The organism is Cuspidothrix issatschenkoi CHARLIE-1, assembly GCF_002934005.1.
GTDB classification, from domain to species: Bacteria; Cyanobacteriota; Cyanobacteriia; order Cyanobacteriales; family Nostocaceae; genus Cuspidothrix; species Cuspidothrix issatschenkoi.
Genome location: NZ_PGEM01000028.1, coordinates 22,172 through 46,858, shown reverse-complemented (window position 1 = coordinate 46,858; position 24,687 = coordinate 22,172). Strand labels below are relative to the sequence as shown.

General features: G+C 35.1%; 20 protein-coding genes. 9 read left to right on the top strand and 11 right to left on the bottom strand.

Annotated features, from left to right (window positions below):
• On the bottom strand, nucleotides 1-3,628 hold a 3,628-nt coding region (locus CUN59_RS05045), incomplete at its 3' end, for an NACHT domain-containing protein (protein WP_165790156.1).
• A 167-nt stretch (nucleotides 3,629-3,795) separates the two neighbouring features.
• On the opposite strand from CUN59_RS05045, the gene CUN59_RS05040 reads away from it, so the two are divergent.
• The gene (locus CUN59_RS05040) at nucleotides 3,796-4,149 is read left to right on the top strand and encodes a hypothetical protein (protein ID WP_104386810.1); all 354 of its coding nucleotides are present in this window, start codon (nucleotides 3,796-3,798) and stop codon (nucleotides 4,147-4,149) included.
• A gap of 99 nt (nucleotides 4,150-4,248) precedes the next feature.
• Here CUN59_RS05040 and CUN59_RS05035 read toward each other — a convergent pair whose 3' ends face one another.
• From CUN59_RS05035 to CUN59_RS05020, 4 genes are all read right to left on the bottom strand, one after another.
• Nucleotides 4,249-4,686 carry a YidH family protein gene (locus tag CUN59_RS05035; protein ID WP_104386809.1) on the bottom strand — a complete coding sequence of 146 codons (438 nt, stop codon included), beginning with the start codon at nucleotides 4,684-4,686 and terminating at the stop codon, nucleotides 4,249-4,251.
• 42 nt (nucleotides 4,687-4,728) lie between these two features.
• Nucleotides 4,729-5,070, bottom strand: a complete 342-nt coding sequence (locus CUN59_RS05030; RefSeq protein ID WP_104386808.1) for a DUF1622 domain-containing protein — start codon at nucleotides 5,068-5,070, stop codon at nucleotides 4,729-4,731.
• A 2-nt stretch (nucleotides 5,071-5,072) separates the two neighbouring features.
• Nucleotides 5,073-5,927 (bottom strand): bile acid:sodium symporter family protein, encoded by an 855-nt coding sequence (locus CUN59_RS05025; RefSeq protein ID WP_104386807.1) that lies wholly within the window; start codon nucleotides 5,925-5,927, stop codon nucleotides 5,073-5,075.
• Between the two features lie 263 nt (nucleotides 5,928-6,190).
• Nucleotides 6,191-8,083 carry a GTPase family protein gene (locus CUN59_RS05020; RefSeq protein ID WP_104386806.1) on the bottom strand — a complete coding sequence of 631 codons (1,893 nt, stop codon included), beginning with the start codon at nucleotides 8,081-8,083 and terminating at the stop codon, nucleotides 6,191-6,193.
• 116 nt (nucleotides 8,084-8,199) lie between these two features.
• On the opposite strand from CUN59_RS05020, the gene CUN59_RS05015 reads away from it, so the two are divergent.
• From CUN59_RS05015 to CUN59_RS05005, 3 genes are read left to right on the top strand one after another with little or no spacing between them, the layout of a single operon-like run.
• The gene (locus CUN59_RS05015) at nucleotides 8,200-8,694 is read left to right on the top strand and encodes a deaminase domain-containing protein (RefSeq protein ID WP_104386805.1); all 495 of its coding nucleotides are present in this window, start codon (nucleotides 8,200-8,202) and stop codon (nucleotides 8,692-8,694) included.
• A gap of 55 nt (nucleotides 8,695-8,749) precedes the next feature.
• Nucleotides 8,750-9,628 carry a hypothetical protein gene (locus CUN59_RS05010; protein WP_104386804.1) on the top strand — a complete coding sequence of 293 codons (879 nt, stop codon included), beginning with the start codon at nucleotides 8,750-8,752 and terminating at the stop codon, nucleotides 9,626-9,628.
• 23 nt (nucleotides 9,629-9,651) lie between these two features.
• Nucleotides 9,652-10,062: a hypothetical protein gene (locus CUN59_RS05005; protein ID WP_104386803.1), complete on the top strand. Its 411-nt coding sequence runs from the start codon at nucleotides 9,652-9,654 to the stop codon at nucleotides 10,060-10,062.
• A 15-nt stretch (nucleotides 10,063-10,077) separates the two neighbouring features.
• On the opposite strand, the gene CUN59_RS05000 is transcribed toward CUN59_RS05005, so the two are convergent.
• The 3 genes from CUN59_RS05000 to CUN59_RS04990 form a co-directional block, all read right to left on the bottom strand.
• Complete coding sequence (locus CUN59_RS05000) at nucleotides 10,078-11,406, bottom strand: ATP-binding protein (RefSeq protein WP_104386802.1); 1,329 nt, start codon at nucleotides 11,404-11,406, stop codon at nucleotides 10,078-10,080.
• 261 nt (nucleotides 11,407-11,667) lie between these two features.
• On the bottom strand, nucleotides 11,668-12,978 hold the full coding sequence (locus tag CUN59_RS04995) for a tellurite resistance TerB C-terminal domain-containing protein (RefSeq protein ID WP_104386801.1): 1,311 nt from the start codon (nucleotides 12,976-12,978) through the stop codon (nucleotides 11,668-11,670).
• A gap of 71 nt (nucleotides 12,979-13,049) precedes the next feature.
• Complete coding sequence (locus tag CUN59_RS04990; protein ID WP_104386800.1) at nucleotides 13,050-14,381, bottom strand: ATP-binding protein; 1,332 nt, start codon at nucleotides 14,379-14,381, stop codon at nucleotides 13,050-13,052.
• 613 nt (nucleotides 14,382-14,994) lie between these two features.
• Between CUN59_RS04990 and CUN59_RS04985 the strand changes: the two genes are divergently transcribed.
• The 3 genes from CUN59_RS04985 (at nucleotide 14,995) to CUN59_RS04975 (ending at nucleotide 18,143) form a co-directional block, all read left to right on the top strand.
• Nucleotides 14,995-16,233: a phosphotransferase family protein gene (locus tag CUN59_RS04985; protein WP_104386799.1), complete on the top strand. Its 1,239-nt coding sequence runs from the start codon at nucleotides 14,995-14,997 to the stop codon at nucleotides 16,231-16,233.
• 186 nt (nucleotides 16,234-16,419) lie between these two features.
• Nucleotides 16,420-17,499, top strand: a complete 1,080-nt coding sequence (locus CUN59_RS04980) for a T3SS effector HopA1 family protein (protein ID WP_104386798.1) — start codon at nucleotides 16,420-16,422, stop codon at nucleotides 17,497-17,499.
• Between the two features lie 194 nt (nucleotides 17,500-17,693).
• Nucleotides 17,694-18,143: an acyl-CoA thioesterase gene (locus CUN59_RS04975; protein ID WP_104386797.1), complete on the top strand. Its 450-nt coding sequence runs from the start codon at nucleotides 17,694-17,696 to the stop codon at nucleotides 18,141-18,143.
• A 348-nt stretch (nucleotides 18,144-18,491) separates the two neighbouring features.
• Here the strand turns inward: CUN59_RS04975 and CUN59_RS04970 are convergent, their stop codons facing one another.
• Nucleotides 18,492-18,935, bottom strand: a complete 444-nt coding sequence (locus tag CUN59_RS04970; RefSeq protein ID WP_104386796.1) for an Rrf2 family transcriptional regulator — start codon at nucleotides 18,933-18,935, stop codon at nucleotides 18,492-18,494.
• A 456-nt stretch (nucleotides 18,936-19,391) separates the two neighbouring features.
• On the opposite strand from CUN59_RS04970, the gene CUN59_RS04965 reads away from it, so the two are divergent.
• Nucleotides 19,392-19,802: an AbrB family transcriptional regulator gene (locus CUN59_RS04965; protein WP_104386795.1), complete on the top strand. Its 411-nt coding sequence runs from the start codon at nucleotides 19,392-19,394 to the stop codon at nucleotides 19,800-19,802.
• Nucleotides 19,803-20,092: 290 nt separating this feature from the next.
• Here the strand turns inward: CUN59_RS04965 and CUN59_RS04960 are convergent, their stop codons facing one another.
• Nucleotides 20,093-21,976 carry a chloride channel protein gene (locus tag CUN59_RS04960; protein WP_104386794.1) on the bottom strand — a complete coding sequence of 628 codons (1,884 nt, stop codon included), beginning with the start codon at nucleotides 21,974-21,976 and terminating at the stop codon, nucleotides 20,093-20,095.
• A 306-nt stretch (nucleotides 21,977-22,282) separates the two neighbouring features.
• Between CUN59_RS04960 and CUN59_RS04955 the strand changes: the two genes are divergently transcribed.
• Nucleotides 22,283-22,657: a hypothetical protein gene (locus CUN59_RS04955; protein ID WP_104386793.1), complete on the top strand. Its 375-nt coding sequence runs from the start codon at nucleotides 22,283-22,285 to the stop codon at nucleotides 22,655-22,657.
• 55 nt (nucleotides 22,658-22,712) lie between these two features.
• Here the strand turns inward: CUN59_RS04955 and CUN59_RS04950 are convergent, their stop codons facing one another.
• Nucleotides 22,713-24,317: an ArnT family glycosyltransferase gene (locus CUN59_RS04950; protein WP_104386792.1), complete on the bottom strand. Its 1,605-nt coding sequence runs from the start codon at nucleotides 24,315-24,317 to the stop codon at nucleotides 22,713-22,715.
• Nucleotides 24,318-24,687 lie beyond the last annotated feature (370 nt).

Genomic DNA, 24,687 nt, shown 5'->3' with positions numbered 1-24,687 from the left:
TATTGAGCCGATACATTAATTCATTGATTATATTTATATTTTGAGAGGCGATGATTGGCATTCTTTGTCTTAACCAATAATCTGTCCTACCAGATGTTTTTTTATTTAATAAACTCAGAAGTATATTAATAACATTTATATTTTGAGTATCAATTATACTCAAACTTGTAGCAGCAACACAAATAATATCTTCATTAAGAGTATTATTTAATATTTGATTTAATATTTGAACTACTTCTAATTTGTATTGTTCATTACCTGCTGTATTTATTGCATTAAGACCACCTATAATAAGAGCAATTTCATAAATAATATTTTCATCATAAGCATACTTAATAATAGCCAATAATACTTTTATGATTTCTAATTGGTATTTTTCATCATTTATGATTCCTAAAATATCAATTATTAATGTAGATATAGTAACATCTTGACAATTGCTTAACACATTCAGAAGATTTTTTGTAAGTTCTGGGTGTTTATCTAAACAATCAATAAATTTCTCTCTAGAAAAATATTGATATGAATTATCATCACTTTTATCTTTATATCTTTCTAATAAGAAATTCAGTGCTATGTGATTATAAGGTTCAATTTCTAAAATTTGCCAAGCGGCATTTTCTTGTAAAATAACATATTTGCTATTTTGAAAAATATCATCTAAAACAATCCTTGCATCATCAGAGTAATATGCTATTTTAGTTAAGTAACTTATTGCTTTTTCACAAGTATCTTTATAAAGTAAATTAAAAATTGAGTTATCAAAATTTTGATAACTACTTTTTGCAGAATTTGTTATTTTTTTATCATAAAGTAATTGAACAAGGGTATTTAAAATTTCCTGACTATTAATATTTAAATCAATTAATATTGACACAATTTGCAACCTATTTTTATCATCTTTAATATTTGCTAGTGATTCAATCAAAATATTTATGGCTAAATTGTTTTGTGGTTCAAGTTTTAATAAACACTCTGTAAGACAGCAGCGAAGATGATTTTCAATCAGATTATTCATCAATTTTTCATTGATAAAATTGAGTAATTCTTCCTTATTACTTTCAAAATTTCCTATATTGACAAATAAGTTTAAACAAAAATCATGATCAAAATTAGGATCATTACATTCTTGCTTGATTATGCTGACAAAAAGATTGAATATATTTTCATCTTTATAAGAGATTCTTGTTAATGTTGTTGCAATATTATAAAATATGCTGGCAATTTTTATGGTGTTTTCATTTAGTCCTACTAAATTATTTAATCTTTCATCTTCTTCTCTAAGATATTCCAGATGAGCTTCTCCAAGCTTGTAGTAGTCGTTACCATAATCTTCATAATCTTGCCTAATTATAATTTTACCATAGGTATTTTCTTTTTTAAGTTGTTCTTTCTCTATTTTCTCTATTTCTTTTTTCATTTTTTCTTTATTACGTTTATCAACAATACAATTGTAGCTTTGAATTAGCATTTCTGATAATTTATCAACTATATATGGGTTGCTAATTGTAATCTCATCATAAGGAAATGTTTTAGGGTTATCGTGATCATTATGATAATTATTCCAACTCTTTCCTTCTTCTATCCAAAAAATTAACCTATTGATTACATAATAATGGTTAGGATCAAATTTGTTTAAAGTCCAAAACATATCAAAAAATAACTCTGTAGATTTCTGTTGATCAAAATATTCATTTTTAATCAATTCAAGCACTATTTTTATTCTGATAATAATAGCATTAGAAACATGAGATTTGTGAATTAATTTTAAAACATCTTTTGCTTTTTTAGCTATAAAATAAGGGAAGTATATCCATTCTTGAGTCGGATTATCAAAATAGCCGAAACTGTATTCAACTATGTTTTCAACTATTTCATAACTACGGCTAAAATCAGGGAATTCAACTATTAATAAACCTCCTAAAAAATCAGGAATTTCATAATAAAAATAACCACACATAGAATTACAATTATCTGTAAAATCTATCAAAGTATTCATAAAAAATTCCTTATCTTCTGTTTGAATATCATTTCTTCCAATCCACATTAACATTACTTCCTTCCATTTAGGTTCAAAAACCCGATAAATACCCTCATCTGGATTATCAGAAACATGATTTAAAAAATAACGCCAATCATCAATAACTAAAGCTGCAAAATATTCCTGAAAATTAGGATGAAAGAAAGCATAAACATCTTCATCATTTACAGCATCTCTATCTACCTGATTTAACCAACCAACCTCACAAGCTAAGTTAAATAACTTTTCATCCCCCATTGTTTTTACAGCAAAACTTCTTTTTAATCTAAATCTCAAATCACTATTAATTCCCGCTAAAGCTAATTTACCTAATGCTTCATGTAATTCCTGTTTCAATTCATAAGACTTGATTAAATCAGGAACTAATTCCGGTTTCCATTCATAAAAATAACGAGTGAATATTTCATAAAATTGAGCCTTGGTTTCTGGTAATTCTCCCTGGTCATTTTGATCAAAAATCTGACACAATAAACATAATCTTAAAGGATTAGTTACTAACTCTCTAATCCTTTCCTTTCCTTCTTCCTGCAATTGTGCAATTAATTTTTCACCACCATTGATATTATTAGCAACTTGAAACCATTCTGCGATAAATGTATTTACTTGTTCAGGGTTAAATTCCTGAGTTTTAAAAGTATTAAACCCAGGTAAAATATTATTAGTTACAGTAGCATCCCAAACATTTAACCGACAAGTTAAAATAACTCGTGCTTGTCCTAACCAATTTGTCAATTCTTGATAAATTTTATTTAATGCTTGTATAGATGAAGATTCTCCCATTTCATCAACACCATCTAGCAACAGATAAAAATTACCTTGATAAAATTCTGTTTGTAGTTGTGCTTCTATTTCTGAAGTAGGAACAATATTTATTAACCTAATAGCATCAGGTAGCCATTTTTTCAGAATATAATCAGCTAATGTCATACCTTGTAAGCTACCAAGAGAAATAAAAATTGGTAACTTATGATTTTTATCTTTGATGTCTGAAGCAATAGCATTTAATAACGTGGTTTTACCTGCTCCCGGTTCTCCAACTATAGCAATATGTTTATTTTTTCCCTGATAACCTTTATTAATGACCTCTTGTAAAAAATCTTGATGTTGATATGTTTTAGTAATAACTTCTGGTTCTAACTGATAAATCTCTTTTCTTTCAACATTTTCATTTCTTCGTTGTTGCTGTTTCCGTTCAACTAACCCCAATGGTACATGAACATTTACCTCATATCCCATTGCTGAAGCTTTACGTCTAATGCGTTGTTGTTCTTGCTGTTCTTCTAACATCTTATGGCAAACTTGCACCCAGTTAATGTTAATATCATCTTTTGTTATATTTTCAACTTGAGGATACAACTCACTAGCATCAACAATATCTGTTAATTGAATATCTAAAGCACGCGCAACAGCTTCAATAGTTTTCCTTTCTTTATTGTCTCCACGGAGAAGAGAATTAATAGTATCAATACTAATTTCCGCTACTTCCGCCAATTTATCACGATTGTAGCCTTTATCTCGCATCTTTTGTTCAATTAAAATTCGACCTTCAGGTTTGACAGAAAAACCGCGTCTACGTTGTTTATTCATAGGTAGATACTCGACTTCATCATTAACTGTTACTACTTTAACCAATTTCATCCCTGTTGGGAAGTGGAGATAAAGGAAGATAAAGGAGTTAATATCTTCCCTTATTTTCCCTATACACAGCTAATTTATCTCCTTATGCTGTAATGAACGGTTAGGGAAAAAGCGTTATGAATACTCAAAAACAACTAAATCAAATATTTCAAAGTGATGAAAATCAATATAAAATTGGTACTCTCAAAGAGAAAATCCGGTTTCTAGATCCTGATCATACACAAAGACGTAAACAGCAACGAGCAATTAATGAAACAATGATGAAAATTGCTCTCTTATATGGGGAAAAGGATTTTCATGGTAACGATATTAGAGTTACCATACTAGATAAAAATTTGCGAAATACTATTTATGCAAAATTTATAGATAAACTGCGTGGTTTACGAGTTATCTGGAAAGGAGAACTTCAAAATCCAGAAATTATTACTGTATTGTGGAATTTTGAAACAAAAGCAATAAGTCGCCGATAAATAACATATTTTGGCCAAACGATGGTACTAGTAATAAAATATCAGCCTAAAAAATTCTCCCGCATAGAGCATAAGCTAGTACCACCGTCAAATCAAAAGTCAAAAATTCATTGCCCGAATTACCACACCAATAAAACTCACTAAACCAATTACAAGTAAAGCCACACCGATAATTTCCGCACTGTGAGAGGTTTCGTAAGTATAGCGATTATTTTGAATTTCTTTAAGTAACTGACGGTGTTCTCTTAACCCTAAAACTATTCCCAACATTCCCGTAACAATAAAAGACAGTCCCACAATTACCGAAAATCTGACTGGGTTAAAATGATGACTAATGCGAGTATTTTCAATCGCCCTAACGATAGTAGGAATACCAAAACCAAAACCAATTAAGGAAAGACAAGTGCGTATCCACGCCATTAATGTGCGGTCTGCTGCTGCCCGACTGCGGTATTTAGCTAGTTCTGTTCTATCTGCTGCCAAATCATTGGTAGACAACTGTTCAGGTGTTTCTGAGTTTATAGGTGGTTGACTCATTGTGGTAAGATGTGCCTGTAAATTACCTCTGAATAATTACTTTTATTGTTGTTTATTGAGTTCTTGACTCAGAAAATAATTAAGGAAAGTCCTGATTAAGGCAACTATTCCTAATTTTCCTAGAGACTCAAAGGTTGAATGGTAGGTTGTGGAAAGAATATCTGCTCCTAATTGAAACTCCAATGCCAACACTAGCCAAATTCCAAAGTTGAGCCGGATTTGTAGAAATCGGTTTTGACTATGATGATGGTTCAGAGAAATTGCTATTTTTCCGGTTTTTAATACACCCAATAAAATACAAAAGACAGCAATAGATTCTAGTAAGAATTTGAGCAAAGTTACAATAAATGCTAACCCGCTCTCTAACTGTTCAAATAATGCCATAATTAAGTAGCTTGGTATTGCAATTTGCGTTTATTCCAAATTGAGTAAAAACCACCTATAACTGCTCCTACAATTACATAGGCTATGAGTGTGGGAATTACCTGTTGTTGTACGTCATTCAAAATAGCAATAAACAAGGCTAATCCCACATTACGAGCAATACAGGAAATTGCTAAAATTGGTTGTGTATCATCATTATGATCTCCTAAACTGTGTCCTATTACTAGAGAAACAATGATCATGATTGTGATTACAATCATTGGTAATCCCCAAACTTTAAAAAATAGGGGAATTCCTAAAATACCAGCCAAAACAACCAGCAGTAATAAAAGAATATCAGCAATAAAATTTAAAGGTTGGGCGATATTTTCGGCAAATTTAGGAATAAACTTTTGCAGCAACATACCGATACTGACAGGCAATAACTGTACCATGATCACCTGTCGGGCGACTTCTAGAATTGTCACTTTTTCTACAAGATGCTGAAATAGGCTGAAAAAAATCCCCAAGGTGACGGGAGTAACGCAGACTGCAAGTATGGCGAGGGTTAGCTGAAGACTAGCTGCGTAAGAGAATCTGCCTCCAGCCTTTCGCGCTCTTTTTGTGGTCAGAGGCGCACCTGGAGAAGCCGCCAACAAGGCTAATGCTGTGATTACTTCGGGGGGTAAGTTAAACAGTTTTAGCAGCAGGATAACCACTAAAGGAACTAGCACCACAACGGCTAAAAGCGCGCGGAGTAGTAAAGCCGGTTTTCGCCACAGAGAAAGCATTTCTTCAAAACAGAGATTGCATCCTATGGCTAACATTAAAGAAAAAATCGTGATTTTAACGAAAATCAACAGTAAAGGATGGTGCATGGCTGGAAATTAAACCTGAAAATTTCAACCAGGTAATTTTGAACCCCTTTACTAGCAAATAATATCTCTGAACTCAGCAATGTATTACTATCCTTGGTAATAGATATCTTGGAAATATAGCAATCCTATTTTAGTTATGAACTTTTTTTAACTAACCACAGAGACACAGAGGACACAGAGGTAAGAAAATAAGAGATGTTCACATTTTATTTAGGATTGCTATTCGCTCTCATAAAAAAGTTATATGAAATGCCTCTGATTTTTCAATGTTGAAGATAATAATTAAATCTAGTTTGCAGTTGTTCAATTGTTAAATCTTGCGTCCAATATTCTATTAAAGCATGACCAAAAGCCCAAGCATTACGATCTGGTGTAGATGGGTTTTCTAGCAACAATGGCCACAGAGATAATAAATCAAAGTTGCGGGATTTAGAATTGTCTGTATTTAATAGGGGAAAAAGTTCATAAGCCATTTGTAATTTACCAATTACTATGGGTAATTGTTCAATGGGAATTTGTTCTGCAAGTAAATAAGCAAGGGTAGGAGAACCTGTGGATAATGTGGAAATAAACTGTAAAACTGGACTTTTTAATAGTGCGGCAACTCCTTGGGTAGTTGTCATTTGAAATGTGTAATGATCAATAATTTTAGCCGATTCAACAATGCGGGTTTCTAAATTACGTAAAAAGCGAGTTAACCGTAATTGTTTAGCCGGATCTATTGCTGCTAATAATCCCGATGATAAAGCTTCTATATTCCAAGCATTACGATTAGTTTTGGGATCATTGGTAACGATAGGTAAAACTAAATTAGTGAAAGTTCCTAATAGTTGCTGGCGGTATTTTGTGGCTTCTCTGATAGAAATTTCTTTGGGTTTTTCTCCTTTTTCCCAATTATAAGGTGGTTGCCATTCACGTATAGGACGCAACCGATCTACTTGAGTGACAATGGTAATAATCGGTAAATCTGCGACTTGTGATTTTACATCTTCGAGAAAATCCAGATCCATTTGCAAAGCTGGATCAAGTGCAGGAGTAACTAATAATAGTAAATCAGCATTACTAGCATAATCAATCACTAAATCTCGCAAATCTTCCCGTTTTACCTGTTCATAACCGGGAGTATCCCAAAGGTTGAGAGTTTCCCCATTTTCCGTTTCCCAATGGTAATTTTGAATTGTATCTGTACTGGGTAAAACATCAACCGCAGCCAATTCATTCTGAAAAAGAGTATTAATTAAACTACTTTTACCTGCACCTGTGCGCCCGATAATCAAGATATTTACAGGTTTTTGGGCAACAATTTCTACGGGTTCAGCTTGGGTGAGAATGTCACGCAGGGTTTGAGTTTTAACTTCGGGTATGGTGGGGGTAGGTAATTCAATTTTAGTTCCTGCATAGAGAGCGATCGCTTGTTTACATAAGTTCCGTAAAGCGGCTTCTCGTAATAGTTGACTCAAGTTTATTAATAATTCCTGAGAAGCCCGATTTCCCACACCTTCACTCGCTTTTTTAGCTACCGCAGCGACCGGATTTAATACCCATTGCGCCCAATTCCAAACTTTCCACAATTTACGGGCAGATGGTTCTAATTTGCGATAGACTTCATAGGTTTGATAAGCTTGGCCAACGGTAACTTGATTAAGAACCGGAGATAATTTTTGCATCCATTGATCCATATCATCTACTGTACCCCGAATTAAACCATAAACTTGGGGAATGTAAATATTTAAAAGCGGATATTTAACTTCAGGGTTATAAATATGAGAAATTGCTACTACTAAATCTTGACATCTTTGCCAAAAAGTTTGCCAATCTTCCCAAATAGGTAAATCATTTGCAGATGCGGTGAGAATATTTTGTAATGCTGTTTCTACTGCTTTAGTCGTATCTGTTTCGATAACTGAATTATTCTCTGTGGTAGTTTCTAACTCTTCTTTAACTTCTGCAAAAACAGCTTCAATTTGATTGATTGCCGGTTTAGTCCACCGTACCAATAACCACCGCCAACCGACAAATACAAATGTAAATAAAGCCCAAACCCAACTTAATCCCCAAGCGTGAATTTGTATTCCTGCACAGATGATAAGGAAGGAGATAATTACCGCAATTGGTGAAATTAAGATTATCCATTGCCAGGGTTTTAAACGAATCATTGTTTTATACCTATTTTTGTTGTTTTGTGGACAGGTCTATTGTGAATGCTGACTAGCTGCTTTATTATTTATGTTATCAGGGAAATAACATCCTGTACGGGTGCTAATATTGTCACATGATAAATACGCAAGATAATTTGGACTATGGAGACGAAAATCTAATCAAAGAGAGATTAAAGGAATCAGCAACTTACATTCGAGAGAAAATTCTCGGTAAACCAATTATTTTCCAACCATTCTTTAAGATTAAAAGTAATGTTGCAGTTGCTGAAGTATATGTAGGGGATGTAATTTTTTGTGCAGGAACAACATCTAACTGCACAACTCTAATTCCCATACCTAAACCAAAGTCAGAAGGAGGACAATTTAATCCACAACTTCATCCCCGTACAAAACGTCCTACCAATACTGATGCAGAATACAAAGTATTATCAACAATTGCAGATACTATTGAAATTGAAATGAAGTATGATCTAGGAATAAAAGGATATCTCTATCTGTATACAGAACGAAACCCTTGTCCAAGTTGTGAAGATGTCATAAGACAATTTGAGGAGAAGTTTCGGAATATTAAAGTAAAAGTATTCTGGGACTACCTCGACCCAAAATAAAAAGGTAATATTGTCATATCTATCAATAAAACTATTTCAAAGGAAGGAATACACCATGATATTAACATCAACTTTATTTACAAATTTAAATCCGTATGAATTGAACAAAAATTCTAAGTCTCTTCAGGTTTTAGTAGACAAAATAAAACTAGAATCTTATCAAGAATTATATGAACTAGAGACAGATGAAAATGCTTCACTACAAGATGATTTAAAAGCAGTTCTAGAAGTGCTTGGTGAGAAAGATCAGACATTAAGTCACTTACGCTATCTCTGGATGACACTTATCTTAAGTCTAGCCGTAGAACCTACTTTAGAATATTATGATCCTAGCAATTCCTTACCAAAAATAATTATTAAATTGTTAGAAGAATTCTTACAGAAAATTATTAGTAGTTCAGGTAAAACTATCAATATTATTCCCAATCAGCTTGATCAATTAATTAATGAGATATTCAAATCTCATGAATCTTATTTTCATAAACAAGGAGCAAACTTTCAAGAAATCAGTGAAGCGTTAGATGTTTTTTATAATGCAATAAAAGTTATAAAATATGACCAAGCAGTAGAATCAATTTTAGAAATTCTATATGATTGTTTAGAAGGTTATGCTATTTTCCCCGGTTCTTACGGTAGACGTGAGTTATTTGACTGGTGGTTAGAGGATGTTGTACCCGCTAGTTATAAGTTACGACCTCCTAAATCATTTTATGTAGTTGAAGGATTAGAAAATAAAGAAGAAATTAAACTACGCCAAACGCGGTTATTAAAAAAAATAAGTGACGAAATCTGGTTGTATCTGTCAGAATCAAACAAACATAATAATTACATCTTTTCTAATCCTGGGAAAATAAATGGTGGTTCATTTAAAAAGAGTGTTAAAATACTAGACAGAGAATATCATTCCAAAAGTCCCCAATTAGTTTATCCTTGATAAGGAGTTAAATAGTAATTTATATGAGCGAAGAAAAGAACAATAGCCAAGATTTAATAGGCGCATTAATACAAACTCTTCAAACTGATAACTTTAAAGAAGATGAAGAAGATGAAATTGCTCCAGAAAAAGAAAGCTACGGAGAGGAATACACAACTCAACTACAAACAGCTTGCAATAATTTTCTCAAAAAAGATGCGTTTCAAGTTGGACAATTAGTGAAATGGAAAAAAAATCTCAAGAATAGAAGACTACCTTACCTAAATCAACCAGCTATTGTTGTAGAAATATTGGATAAACCAGCTATTAGCAATGAAGAAGAATCTGGTAGTCCATATTTTAGAGAAAATCTCGATATCATCTTAGGAATATTGGTTGATGATAATACATTTCTAACTTTTTACTATGATAGCAGAAGATTTGAGGCTTACTAAATTCTAATAAATAATCTACAAACTAAATTCCGCAGCATTATCATCATCCAAACTGCTATCTTTACCCACAACCGTAGGATGAAAATTAGCGCCATGAATTAACTCAGTAAACTTAATTTCTGGATTTTGATAAATCACATTCAACACACTGATAAAATCCCGAATAATTTCCCCTGGAGTCAGCAAAGCTTCAGCACCCAAACGACTAACAATTTCTTGAATAAACTCCTCTAATTGTGAGTTTTTTAAAGTGCTTTGATAACCAAGATTCAAAGCATGAATTTCTGTTAAGCGCTGTAAAAGTGTGAGTATTTCTGTTGCAGTTAAGGGATTGAGTCGAATCACAGGACCCATATATTCTTGAACATTAGCTTGAGTGGCAAAACGGCTTTCTTTAGTGCGTCTACGCCAAGCTTGATCAGCAAACAGTCCGCGATTGGGATCTTCTAAAAACTTGGTTGTTCCGCCAATAAAAATACCCAAATTTTCAGCTTTGCATTGCATAGTATCATTAAACATTGCCAAAAGGCGATTATAATTTTTCTCACGGGTAACTGTGGTAGATATTTGGTACAAATTCACAGCTTCATCCATGAAAATTAATAATCCTTTATAGCCAATTTCGGCGACAAATTTAGCAATTAATTTAATATAATCATACCAAGTATCATCGTCAATAATTACCCGCACACCTAACGCGGCTTTAGCTTCTGTTTTAGTATTAAATTCACCTCTTAACCAGCGCAAAGAGGCATTCTTTAAATCATCATTATCTAAGCGATAACCACGCCAATAAGCAATAATTACATTACCAAAATCAAAGCCATGAACTAAATCTTCAATATATTGAATTACTTCTCGAATTTTTGTTTCTACTTGATCATCAAAGCCTTCATCATTGGGACGCATTCCTGTTTCTTTAGCTACTTCTTGCTGAATTTTATTAATCCAACCTTCTAAAATAGAAATTAAAGCCCCACCGTCAGGACGAGTTTTTGTAGCTAGATGACTCATTAATTCTCGATAGGTTGCTAACCCTTCATTATTACTTCCTGCTAATCGGCGTTGGGAGGATAAATCAGCATCAGCTACTACAAATCCTTGCTCTATAGCTCGGTTTCGCATCATTTGCAGCATGAAGCTTTTACCTGATCCATAGTTACCAATTATAAACCGAAATGCGGCTACACCTTCTGCGATATCATGGAGACTTTGCAACAGACTATTAAGTTCTTTTTCTCGACCAACTGCTATATTTTCAATTCCCATTCTAGGAACTACTCCTGCACTGAGAGAATTAATTAAAGCAGTAGATATTTTTTTCGAGAGTTTCAGCTTGGTCATGTAGTTGATTTTATTAAATTGTTAATATTTGAGTAAGAGGGGAAAACGTCCGTTAGCCTGCACAGAAGTTCAGGATGAAGAACATTTTTCTTTTATTTTCCCTGTCCCCTTATACCATTTCTTTGTAAAGTTGCATATAATTCACTCCCCGGCTTCACCGTCCCCCTTAGTAAGGGTGGACTACAGGGGGGTCTGATTATGTGCATCTTCATGAAAAATTGGTATTACATATATTACTGTATTTTACCATATTTATAACTCCTAATTACTAATTTCCGCATATTTTGTAATTATTGTTTTCACATTTAGTAAATGTTCTTCAACAATTTCAGGAACTTCTGTATTGGTTTCAATGATTAATTCACCAATGGTATTATTGGCGATTTCATTAATGGCATCAATTAAGAGATTGGGCATGGTAATATGGGCTTCAGCAATTTGTTTAATGGTTGGGAAGGGGTTATCTTGTTCAACGATGGCTTTTAACACTTCGATTTCGTAGGCTGGGAGATTTTCTAAAAAATTATGCCATTCTGTGGGTAAATCTTCTGGATGATGCTTTTTTGTATCTACTGGTTCTAATAATTCATCGAAAGGAAATAATTCTAGAGAACTTTCTTCATTATCGGCTAACAGTGGGGGATGAATTGTTTCTACTTGTTGGAGTAATTCCCAAACTTGATTTTGTAATAAATCTCTTTCCTCTTGTAAGAGAGAAATTTGATTTTGTAATTGATGGACTTCAGATTGTTGGGCTAATGTTTGATTTTGTAAAGCACTGAGGGTATTCTCTAGATTATTTCTGGTTGTAGTTGTTTGTGTTAATAAATCATTTTGCTTGACAATTTTTAGTTCCTGGGTTTGAATTTCTAGCCGCAATTCATAGAGTTTTTCTTCAAGTTGTGGCTTGAGTCTTTCTAATAAAACAACATTATTTTCTAGTGCTTGTTTCTCTTGCTTGAGAGTATCAATCTGGGGTTGAATTTGGTTAATTTCGGCGCGAGTAGTATGACAATTTAGTTCTAATCGGCGTTTTTCGGAAATTAGATTATTACAGCTATTATTTAGTTCTAAATTACTATTTTCTAGGTGTTTAAATTCGATTTGCAAATTATAAATATCAGAGTTAATTTGCTTTTTTTGCGCGGCTAATGTACCTATATCTCGATGTAAATTATCCCGTTGATTGCGACATTCAGCAATTTGGTTTTCTAGTTGCTGAGTTTCTGTATACAATAAATTTCGATATTCTTCTAATTGCTGTATTTCTCGGACAATACGGGATTTTAATCCTTCTATGTCTCGAATGCGTCTTTGCAGAGAACCAATTGTCCGTAATTCATCAGTTCTACGACGTTTATCAACTAGAAATGCAGCTGAATAGGTGGCTAGGACAGTAATTATCCCGGTGAAAAAAGCTTTAGAAAAATCCCAACTGGGAACAAGACTTAAACCAAAACTCACACTAAAAGCAGCTATACCTAAGACGACCTGATAACTAAATATTGTTGGTTGTACTTTACGAGGTTTAAGAGTGGTCAAGTTATTAGAATTATTGGTAATTAAGGTCATTATCCCTCACATTTTCATTTGTAAATATACAGTTATAGTTAGGTTGATGTTACATGATAGGTGACTTTAAATCATGACTCTAGAGTAGGATTTTGAATTTCGCCAAATAGAGCTAAATCTGCTTTTAAGAAGTCAATAAACTGTCTTGCTGTTCTGCCAGAACGCCCATTATGACGGGTTGCCCATTGTAAGGCCTGAAATTCTAAATCTTCGGGATCAATATTGATGTTTACGGCTAAGTGCTGGACTATTTGTAAATAGGTTTTTTGATCTGCGGCTTCAAAGGTTAATGTTAGACCAAAGCGATCGCTAAAAGATAACTTCTCTTGTATTGTATCCCACCCATGAACTTCATTGTGATCCTTGGGGGCTGGTCTATCAGTGAAATATTCTCGGATTAAGTGGCGACGGTTAGAAGTAGCATATACAACCACATTTTCTGGTCTAGCAGTTACATTTCCCTCTAAAACTACTTTCATGGCTTTAAATTCATCATCATCTTCTTCAAAGGAAAGATCATCTACAAAAATAATAAATTTCTGGGGAACTCCTCGCAATTGTTCGACAATTTTAGGTAAATCTGGCAATTCTAATTTAGACACCTCTATTAAACGCAAGTTTCTATGACTATACTCATTTAACAAGGCTTTAACTAAAGAAGATTTTCCTGAACCCCGACTACCATAAAGTAATACGTGCAGTGCTGTTTCTCCTGACAATAAAAACTCTGTGTTTTTCACTAAAGCATCTTTTTGCCACTCGTAACCTACCAGAGTAGAAAGTTTTACAGAGTCAGGATAAGTAATACCCACTAATGCCCCATTTTGCCAGCGAAAAGCCCGATATTGAGCAAATAAACCGGTTCCATGTTCTCGATAATATGTGGCTAAATCTTCTACCACATCACTCCAATTTTGTAGTTGGGGAATAATTGCCATTAAACCTGTCTCCGTTCCTGCCGTTTCCGGTTCTCGATACCAGACGACGGGAGAAATGGGTAAATGAGTCGCCATTTGCACCCACTCACTTAAAATGGCACTGTTGCATTCATATAAACTTTGTAATACTTGCAAATCATGTTCCACAGCCGCGACTAAAGAAGAGGGTAATTTGCTATACTCCTGCTGTTGCGCTAATTTGCTAAAAGGATTATCTGCAATGAGAATTTGTTTAAGTAGGTATTCTTCCCAAGTTTGCTGGCTACTGGCTAAAGCTTGAAAATAACTGCCATAGGCTTGCAAACAATCTCGTCCATCCGCATCAGTATAACGGACTGTTTGTAATAAATTCAGAAAGCTTCTACCCACTTCGTTGTTGAGAACAGATTGATACAGCAACAGAGAAGCGGCTTGGCGTTGTAGAAATTGGACTGTTGGATAAGATGTAGTATTGGCAGTCAGCATCGGTATAATTAGGTGACAGGTGATAGGGAAGAGAAACTATGACATCCTCCACAGTGAAATTAGTCATGTTTTATGATAACTTTAAGCTTCACATCAATAATATAGTACATCAGCTCTAGTATAAAATTGTTAATTTGCCATGAAAGTAAGTTATAATACCCGTAAATAGTGATAAAAAACTTGGGCTCACAGCCAAGTGTAGCTATTTATATTCTAAAGTAGAAAATATTAGGTATAATAGTAAACTATTACTGATCAGACACAGAATAAATTACTCACAGCTATACTAGAAATATAGATTACTAACAGTTGTGAGTAACCTGAGTTGACAGTTGATATCTACTACCAATTATTTCAGGGACAGTAATCATGTTATTCAAGGTGCAAAGCTCTACTAGAGATATTGTAAAGATTTTATAGTTTCTTCCGTAGACAAACAAAGTAAAAAAATGGCTAATATTGCCATTTTGGCACGCATTTCTGGCACAAATCGGCTATTAGTAGACAATAGCAATGTTTCGTAAATTTTTTACCATTAATTAAGAACTGCTACAGCCACTTCAATTTTGACTGCGGTAATTCTTTAGCCATTCAAATAACTAGGAAATAATTCATGTTATTAACTCTATCTTCTCTAAATGTTATTCAGTATCTGCACAAAGCAGGGCTGTGTAGCTCAGAAGATGGTACTGCCTATAAATCTGTATTGCCAGAGAATAGCAATAAAAATTGTAATTTACTGGTAATATTGGCAGATCATCGCCAACTGCTGATTAAACAAGAGCGAAATATTAATCATAGTCAAAATTCCCATGAATTGTTTAATGAATGGTTGTTTCACCAGTTATTGCAAAAATTTCCAGTACTTGGTAATATTGGCGCGATCGCATCATCATTACTACAATTTGATGAAGAAAACTCTATCCTAGTGCGGAGTTATTTAAGCGAATATGCAGAACTAGGAAAATTTTATCAACACCGGAGTATTTTCCCTACAGAAATTGCCAATGCTATTGGTACTACGTTAGCAGGATTACATCGTACTACCTTTAATAAACTGGAATATCGTGATTTTATGTCTACTGCACCCGTAGGACAGATTCGCTACAATTTTTACAATCCTGCCCAAGGTCTAGCATCTATCAATCCAGAAACATTTAGTACAATTCCTACGGAGGCATTAGAGTTTTATCGTCTCTATCAGCGTTACGAAAGTTTAGAATTCGCCATTGCTGATTTAGCTTATGATTGGAAACCATCTTGTTTGACTCACAATGATTTGCATTTAAGCAATATTTTAGTCCATTCTCGATGGAAACAACTAGATAACTGCTTGATAAGAGTAATTGATTGGGAAGCTTGCACTTGGGGAGATCCAGCTTTTGATTTAGGAACTCTATTAGCGAGTTATTTAAAAATTTGGCTGTCTAGTTTAATAGTAGACCCAACCTTAGAGTTAGAAGAATCTTTAAATTTAGCGATGATTCCTCTAGAAGTATTACAGCCTTCAGTCTTAGCCTTAATTCGTGCTTATCTTGATGCTTTCCCCAGAATTTTAGAATCTCATCCAGATTTCATTATCCGTGTAGTTAAATTTGCGGGTTTGGCATTAATTCAACAAATTCAACATCAAATTGAATATCAAAAATACTTTGACAACAGTAGTTTATGTATGTTTAAAGTTGCCAACAATTTGTTAACCATCCCGGAAAAATCAGTATTAACTATTTTTGGCATCTCGGAATCAGAAATTTTCCAAGCTGTATCCAGCTTACAAGCAATTCCCAAACCCCAGAAAGAACAACAATTAGTTCCTCTGTTTTACCAAAAAACCCGTCTACGTGGTTGTTAACCATATTCCCATACGGTTTTTCTAACAAACCACTCCAGGCGCAGAGTATACAAAGAAAAGAGAAGAACAAATTCTTACCTGAACTCTATTGAGTCATATTCATCTAAAAAATTGATGCTCAATTCTGGCATAACTCTAAATGCTTAAAAATATATTTGTCGAAAGTTTGAGGTGCAAAATAAGTTCATGTTTGATGATTCTACCAATCAAATCCTAGATTCATTATTTGATATTGCCAACAATATCCGAATAGAACCAAATTTTTGTATTTACCATCCCCATTATCAACCTTTTGCTTTACCAGCTAACATAGCAAATAGGTTTCAACAAAATCCACCGTCTTTAAAACATAAATATTTGAGCATACTTTTGAGAAATTTTCTCTACGGTATTTATTATAATGGTTCACTACAACCAGTTTTAGCCGCAAATAATCATCGTTCATCCCATCTGAATTTAATCGAAAATAATAGTTTAGGCGTAGATCAAGATTTCTATGAACAGCTACATCATAGCAATCATGGTACAGGACATTATGAACCAAACTGGCAGATTTTGAGAATTGAACCTGATGGTAGTATGGCTGTGCAAAAGCATGATTTAACATTATATATTGAGCCAGAATGCCATCTACAACCTCGGACAAATTTACCTAAAGTGGGGGAATTAATATCAATATGGATGCCTAAAAATCGCTTGCAAAATGGCTGTTATGTGGCAGTGAGTAATTTAGGCGTGGAAAACCTAGATCCAGAAAATACAGATTTAGGATGGGGAAGAATTTACTTTAATGTCCAATCTTCAGGCGCAATTGTGCTGATGGGTAGATTAACACAGGCACTAAATAATGAGGCGATCGCCTTTAAATTTCAAGTTCTTTATAATCCCGCCGCATATCAGCGTTATGATGCCTGTATTCTAGATTTTCAGAGCCAAAATTACCCCGCAATTCGCAATATACTCCAAACTATTTATCAAGAAACTCAAACTTATTTTCAACCAGAAATTCCCCTATTTACTAAATACCTCGCTCCCGGATTAGGATTAGCAGAAGAACCAAAACAAAAATTTGCCCCTCAAGAAAGTTTTGGCATGAATCGTTGTCAAATTGTTGCTAATGCCTTATTAGAAGCATGGGAAAGACGGAAAAATGCTTTTGAGGAAAGAATAGAAATTATCTATCAACACTTTGCACAAAACTTGATTGACTTGCAGTACCCTTATCTCAATCCCGCTTCTGAAGATATTTATCAACCCTTGAGTTGATTTTCTAAGCTGTGGTGGATTTACTTTGTATAAGTCTAGCGGGCAAGACTGTACTGAGCTTGTCGTTCGCGTAGCGTGGCGATTATAATTGTAGTTAATCAAAAGTATTTTAATCATTTGCCCAAAATTAAACACATTTTGGGCTATTTTTATCGTCTCTTTCTTAACATTCAAAACTGCTGAGGAAATGTCAGATGGCTTTTACATATTACTACACTGTCCGATTCCAAGATACTGATGCTGCCGGAGTAGTTTATTTTACTAATATTTTAAGAATATGCCATGAAGGTTATGAAGTTTCATTAGTGGCTACTGGTATTAATATTAAATCATTTTTTACTAATCCATCTCTAGCTTTTCCGATTGTTCATGCGAATGTAGATTTTTTGCGTCCTGTTTATTGTGGTGATAATTTAATGATTAGTTTATCACCACATAAAATTGGTGGAGATAAATTTGAAATTTCCTATGATATTACCATAGGTGAAGTTATAGTTGCTAAGGCGATTACTAGGCACGTTTGTATTGATGTAGCTAGTCGAACTAAGCAAGAATTACCAAATTATATCAATCATTGGTTAGAAACTAATCGCAAAGATACAGAGGGAACTGAGAGAAGAAAGTCAAGGGGAGAGATCATTTAAAGAAGGGAGGAGGAAATTGCGGTGTTGCTGAAACCAAGTATGAATTTAGGTGTAGAGATGTTCCGGTGGAAAGTCTTTACAGGAGTTTGGATATGATCAAAAATCATTTTCATACATCCAGGACTTACGCAAAACACCACGAAAGTAGGGGTAATTCATGAATTACCCCTACGAAAGAATCAGGTTTTTGATTGCTTTGTGCGTAAGTCCTAACATCAAATCAGCAACACCCCAAATAAAAAATATCCCAAAATTTCTTGTAGTGCAGGACGAAAAGCCTGCTAATAATCAAAGGACGGGTAGAATACCCATCCCACAAAATTAGATCATCTTTTTTGTAGAGTTCTATTAAACGACAAAATTCGCTTCTTCACCTAGAGATGCTTGCCAACTGCGAGCATCATAATAAAGGTCTGCCAAAGTAATACTATACAAAGCCTCTTTCAGCTTTTGATTAAGTCTGTGCCAAAGACTGGATGTTACCCAATCTGCTGTTTGATCTGCTGTGGGATGATTCAGAGGTAAGTTAGTAATATTCTCACCCACCGCCTCCAGAATTTGTCCAATAGAGATTTGTGCAGGTTTTTTGGCTAATTTGTATCCACCAACGCTACCACGAATTGAGATCACTAATCCAGCCCGACGCATTTCTATCAGCAGTTTTTCTAAATAAGGGGCAGGAATATCTTGACGTTTAGCGATCGCCCGCACAGATTCAGGCCCATATTTTGGCTGTAAACTCAAATCTAGCAATGCTTTCACACTGTAGTGTCCCCTCGTCGTTAGTTTCATATTCCAGTGATTATAAATTTTTCTTTCCCCAGTCCTTTATCCCTCTTCCCTCATATATTGCATAATTTTACAAATCAAATAACTATACTATATAGGAGTGCGATTTCATTTTTGAAGAGGTAGTTATACCTTAACATTCTTCTATCTTCTAGCAAGATTGCCTGTTCCCTCATACCTCTTGTCTTTCACCAGTTGCCGTTACCTCTTGTCACCCTACACCAATAAATTCATATCTGATTTACTAAAGGTATCTCTATAGTAGCTATTACCATCATCGTAATTATAGTTCATATAATTTATTGAGAATGTTGATCATGGGGCAACAATTTTGGCCATTAGTGTAATATACTTGGCTAGGCTGATCAAAAAACTAAAGGATTTTGTTCCTATTAGTTCAATGTCCGCTAAAATAAAATCCAATCAGCAACTTCAAACATTCATTTTCGACCTAAGTTGATGCCTAAACAGAAAAAAATTGAACCCCTAGTTGGTGAAGAACTGCTCGCAAAAGTCAAAGAGCTAGAATCCCTCAGCAAAGACGAAAAAGCTAAACAGTGTGGCTACTATACTGTTACCAAAAATGGTATAGAGCGCGTCAATATGATGAAGTTCTTGAACGCTCTAATTGATGCAGAAGGTATTCAATTAGATAGTTCACCTAGTGCCAATGGACGTGGTGGTCGTAGTGCCAGCTATAGAATTAGTGTGCAATCAAACGGCAACTTATTAATCGGTGCAGCTTATACTAAACAGATGAATCTTCAACCTGGTGATGAGTTCGTCATTACTTTAGGGAAAAAGCATATTCGACTCCGCCAAGTAGATTCGGAATCTGGACAAGAGACTGAAGTAGAAGCTACAGCTTAGTAAATAGTCATTAGTCACTCGATTTTGGATTGACGATTTTGGATTGACTCCACCCTCAAGTGTAGAAGCTCAAAGATTTTGGATTTGGGGTTAACGATTTTTCAGGACTTCAGGACTCCAGACCTGTACCGGATTTTTTTCATCTAAAATCTAAAATTACCCGTCATTATTCATTTGTGTGTTATCAGTTGTCAGTGGTTTAGCTTTACCCCTGACGGCTGAATATTAACTATTGACCCATCACCAATTTCCTCTATAAAAGATAATAGAGCATAGGTGATTGGGTAATTTTAGGTTGGGGAATTATCAAAATACTGATCTAGAACTTTAGTGATAGCTGTTAAATTACAAGCTAGTTCAATTTGTTCCCTTTCTAATAAACCAAGAATACAATCAGGATGATCTTTAGCCACCACTGGTAATTGATGTAAACCACGTAATGCCATCCGGTCTAAAGCTTCCGCTAAAGGTTCATCTTCCCAAGCATAGAGAATATCCGTTGTACAAATATCTATTAATTTTTGACTAGATAAAATTCCGTTGACTTCAGTAGATGAATCGGGGAGATTTTGCCACAGAGCCAAAGTTCGCTTAATATCTTCTAGGGACAATATTCCTAGCAATTGACCAGCATCATCAATAATTAAAGCACTGCGTGTGCGATCGCGGATCATTGCCATTGCTGCCTCTACAACTCCCAAATTGGCTGGTAATTTTTGTGGACAAATGTGCATGGCATCTGTTACTAACATTTGTTGCCACAGTTCCACCTTTTCATCCTTCAATTCTGGTAAACCAATCTGTTGCAGATTAGCATTAGTATCTACCGTTGGTTTAATCCGTTCTATTAACCAAACACTTAAACCCACCGCAGCCATTAAAGGTAAAACAATCCGATAATCACGAGTTAATTCAAATAACATTAAAATTGCTGTCAAAGGCGCCCTCACACTAGCGGCTAAAACCGCGGCCATACCCACCATTGCATAAGCGGGAGCAGCAGCCATATATTCCCCAATTCCTGGAACTATTACAGTTAAGCATTTAGCATAGGCCGAGCCAAAGGACGCACCTAAAAACATCGCGGGTGCAAATAATCCACCCACAAAACCACTACCTGCACTCACTGCGGTCATCAGCAATTTTAACAGTAGTAATATTAATAAAAGTTCCAGAGAAAAATCCTCATCCTGGAGCATTGCTTGTACGGTATCATAGCCAATACCCCAAATTTGGGGGTATTGCCAACCAACTATACCGAGAATGACACCACCCAGAATTGGCTGAATTGATTGAGGAATTTTATTTAATAGTTTTAAACCCGGGAGATGACCGGCAAAACTCGCCTTTGCTAACCGAATTAATTCGGTATAAGTAAGAGAAACTAAACTTGCACCCACCCCTAAACCCAAATACAGAGGTAATTCTAAATAACTACGCACTTGATAAGCAGGTAAAGCAAAAGCAGGCTGTGAACCCAAACCAATTTGAGCAATTAAAGCTGCTACCACTGCCGCCAGCAAAACTACACTCACTGCCGAATTAGCAAAATATGTAGTTCCCATCACGACTTCTAAGGCAAAAAATACTCCCGCAATAGGGGCATTAAAACCAGCCGCTAAACCAGCAGCTGCTCCAGCACCTAAGAGTAAACGCTGACGTTCCTGGGAAACTTGTAATATATCAGACAATAAAACTCCAAAATAAGTACCAATTTCCACACTTGGCCCCTCTGGACCCAAAGATGCACCAGTACCTAAAGAAACCGCTGCCGCAATCATTTTTGTAACGGGTCGCAAGGGTTTTTTGGTTTCCTTACCTTGAGCAACAGCAATCAGTGATGATAGTCCTGGACCAAAATCCTGAGTTCGCCAACGCATCAAACCCACGATAATTCCACCTAAAATTGGCACAGTTGCTAGAGTCCAAGCACCCCAGATGCTAATCTGTACCATCAGACTATCTAACATTAAATTGTTAATTAGCTCAATTAAATAGTGAAAGGTAACAACCCCCATACCCGTACTACCGCCAATAATCACAGCTAAAAGTAGCACCACTGTTTCTGGCGAGGGCTGAAAACGATTAATTAACTCAGTCAACCAAACAGAAGGTGTGGGAAAAATCTGGGATTCCTTGACCTTCCTTTCTAAAGTACGAGGCTTGAGACTCATTTATCAGTGGAGTTGTATCTGTTATTTTTTATTGTGGTTGATTATGGGAGCAAGTGACCGCTTAATAATTAATTAACAAAAATTACAAAAGCTAGGAAAAAAATAATTCCTACCTGTGGTACTTGCAACTTGGGTTAATATTAAAAGGAGTATGTCTTGGGTTTCATTCCCCTCTCAAACTCTACTAGGATTTCTCATATTTTGCTCATAAATATTAGCACCTATGACAGAGAACCTAAATTGTAAGTAAAATTAGATACCGGTTATTGTTATATAGATCATCAAAAGACCAAGCGGACGAGGTAGATGAGTACAGATACTTTTGATAATCATTATGTTACGTGCCCCATTTGTCAAAGAAATAGTCGCACAAAGCCAATAAAATCCTATGTTGGATTGTTTACCTGTCCTTATTGTCAAGAAAGGCTAGTTGTTTGTCAAAGTGGACACTATGTACGTGATCCCTTTATCTGGCGACAAATGATGATCTCTTCATCACTGCGTCGTCAAAGCCGACCTTTAGCCAGGATGATTAGAGATTTTATTTTCCTGAGGCGTCCTTTATTGTCTTTGATTGTGGGTAGTACAGTTGTTGTGAGTATTTTTATTATGACTCAAGATAATACGAGTTATAATAGCCCAGACATTCGCCCCCTGGAAAGAATTGAGCCAGGGGGATAGGTTGGCAGGAGGGCAGGGGAGAAAATTCTTTTACCTATTCCCTCTTACTTATTACCTAATTATCTTTAGTAATTAGTTGCCAGTCGTCTATTTGATCTATGACTTGAATAGATGTCAACTGTAAATTTTTTAAGCTAGATGTGTTGACGAGAAAATAAGCTTTGTTTTCAAACTGCCAATAATGTTGTAATTCACCGTTAGAAACAGGAATAATATTGCGATCGCTATAAAAATCTAAGGAAGAACGATGATAGGGAAAAGATATATAGATTTTAGTGTCATCTTGCTTAATTTTAGTAATCATAGCCGCTAGTGGTTTAACTGGATAAGCTGTATACAATTCCCAAATCCAATAGTTAGAAGTCATTAAGAGAAATAGAGAAATATAACTGCCCCAAATTAAAACTTTCAGAAATTGTTTATCTCCTTTTTCTACTAAAATTGCGGCTAAAGTCATAGTTAAAGCCATAGCGGCAAAAATTATTTGTAATTCGGCTTTCTCTATCGTTCTCCAACTAAAATAAATACTACTAGCAGAAGCCACAACTGCTAATATAGCTAAACTTGTCACCCAAGCGCGGGGATAACCTGAGAATAAGGGTACATTTTCGATTTCTGCTAACTGGAAACCAAAAGCCAAAGCCAAACTAGGATAAATAGGGAGTATAGACCAGGGAAGTTTAAGACTAACTAAAGAAATAATTAATAGATAAACACCACACCAAATAATTAGCAATTTTGCCCAACTTAAATTATTATTTTCCCAAGTCACGCGGATAGTTTGTGGTAAAAATATAAACCAAGGCCACGTCCATTTAAAAATTTCTAGCAAATAATACCAGGGTGCTTGTACAGTTCCATTAGTAATATTGTTGATATAGCTAGAGGATTGGTTGATATCAAAGGCAAAAGAATAACCATAGTGGAATATTTGAAATCCTAACCAAAATAATACAGGTAGAGAACCGATGAAAATACCCATCCAAAAATAATAACAAGTCAGCAATCTGGGAGTATCCCAATAGAGAAATACTAAAACCACTGCACCTAAATAAATGGCAGTTATGCCTTGAGTTAGGCAAATTAAACCAAAAATTATACCTATTCCTAAGCAGTAACGTAAATCTCGACGCGATCGCAAAACAAACCACATCATCAAGACCGAGAAACTGACAACCGCCCCATCTAATATTGCTAACCTGCCATAACGCACCACTGGCAGCATTGTTAAATAAATCAAAGCACTATAAATTGCTGCTTCTCGTTGATAAAATATCTCTCTACCAATGCAATAGACCAAGGGTACAGAAGTTGCTGTCAAAATTGCCCCGGGGAGGCGAGTTGTCCATTCATTCACACCACCAACACTATAAGCCCAAGTAATTAACCAGTGCATCAAGGGCGGTGTTTGATGATATGCTTGACCCTCCACAGTTGGATACAACCAAGTGATGGAATTGGTTTCAGCTTGCCAAATTTCCCGCGCTACCCTGGCCACAATCGCCTCATCACCATCTTGCAGTGGTAAACTACCGAGGTTGATACAAAACAAGATTAGTGCGGCTAGTAGCAATATCAGTAGCCATAACCAATCCATTTTTTTGGTAACCACACGGTGTTGTTTTTCCAGATCCGTCCAAATAAAACTTCCTTCTTGCATATTCTATGCTAATCACTTAAGTACTGAGTTTGATTACATAGAGATCAAAGCGAATCTCCAATTGAGCCATCCAGTAAGAATTCAGGAGTTCAGGAGTATGGCTAACGCCATGCCGCGCTATCAGAACGAAGAACATTTTTCTTTTATAGCTGTAGCCAGGATGATTAGGAGCTTTTTGATCATTAAAACCTAATCATAGCAAGGGTTTTACTCTTGCCTCTTGTCTCTTGTCTTCTGCTATATCTTCCCTCTTCTTTATTCCCTGACTCCTTAGGAATAACCTAATATTCAAAAACAATGGCTAGATCCAAAATTAGCTCAGTTTCTGAGGAATCGAGATAATTTTTTTGCGAAGATTTTCTTATTAATT